The organism is Vibrio sp. 10N.261.52.A1 (assembly GCF_002876325.1).
GTDB lineage: Bacteria > Pseudomonadota > Gammaproteobacteria > Enterobacterales > Vibrionaceae > Vibrio > Vibrio chagasii.
In genome coordinates this window covers 1-990 of record NZ_MCYD01000038.1, presented here as the reverse complement: position 1 = coordinate 990, position 990 = coordinate 1, and the positions used below count along the sequence as shown (strand labels likewise).

Genomic DNA, 990 nt, shown 5'->3' with positions numbered 1-990 from the left:
GATGCCATACGGATAAAGCGAGCGGTTCCGCTTATCCCGCCACGAGAAGGGGCAGCCTTCTGGGAGCAAGGACATCCTCGCAATTTAGCAGTAGGTTGTCAGAAGCTCTACTGCTCCAACAAGAAGTGGAAAAGCGTTATGGCTATCATAAGCGCTCGCTATCAGAGACAGCAATGTATCGAGTGAAACAGTTGTTAGGTGGGAAATTAAGCCTGAGGAACTACAACGCTCAAGTGGGTGAGACTTACGCCATGATTAAAGCGCTGAACAAGCTTACAGGGCTTGGTATGCCTGAAACTCAGTATGTTGTTTAATAATCACTCAATTTCGGGCGGTTTGGTTTTCTATCCGAATTACGCAACAAAGCCGTGAAAAGTGTAACGCTTTAGACGTTAATCACTAGATCTTGGTTTGATTAGAAATTCAATCAAGGCTAAGAAATCAAAGATAAGTCTTAACTCATACTCATTCGTTAGCTAAGACTTATCTTTCTTGCTCATTACTGTAAAAGAATCGATGTTTCCAGTAGGTGTTGCGCCTCGCCACTTAGATGAGGGAGCTCTGACATGATTCTTTTCAGCTTGTCGTCGATAGACTCCACTTCACTCAAAGAACGAAACGCAAGAATAGCTTGCTCAGGCTCACTGCTCACATAACCTTTCAACGTATTAAGTTGAATTTTGTTCGCGTTTTCGACTTTGGACAGGGCGATATTGATTGTCTCAATATTGATAGTTAACTCATTGCTTTTAAACATTTTTATTATTTTATGGTTGTTTCCAGTTGAGCGCACATTAACACAACGAAGGATTCGAACATTGACCGAGATTATAAAACTAGAACAATTCTGAGAGACAGTAAGAGTAGTAAAGGGGAAACTAAAGATAATTTAAGTAGTTAGCGTACTACTTCAAAGTATGAAAATTATCTTTGAAGATTGAGTTTGATCTAAGGGGATAAACGATGAACTTGAGTTGGAGCGTGCAGCGG

The 990-nt window shown here is 40.8% G+C and carries 1 protein-coding gene and 1 pseudogene; one reads left to right on the top strand and one right to left on the bottom strand.

Features of this window, described 5'->3' with window-relative positions; all coding sequences use genetic code 11:
• A pseudogene (locus BCT81_RS00510) lies at nucleotides 1–314 on the top strand (IS5/IS1182 family transposase); the annotation flags it as partial.
• 185 nt (nucleotides 315–499) lie between these two features.
• Here the strand turns inward: BCT81_RS00510 and BCT81_RS00505 are convergent.
• Complete coding sequence (locus tag BCT81_RS00505; RefSeq protein WP_102422966.1) at nucleotides 500–757, bottom strand: hypothetical protein; 258 nt, start codon at nucleotides 755–757, stop codon at nucleotides 500–502.
• Nucleotides 758–990 lie beyond the last annotated feature (233 nt).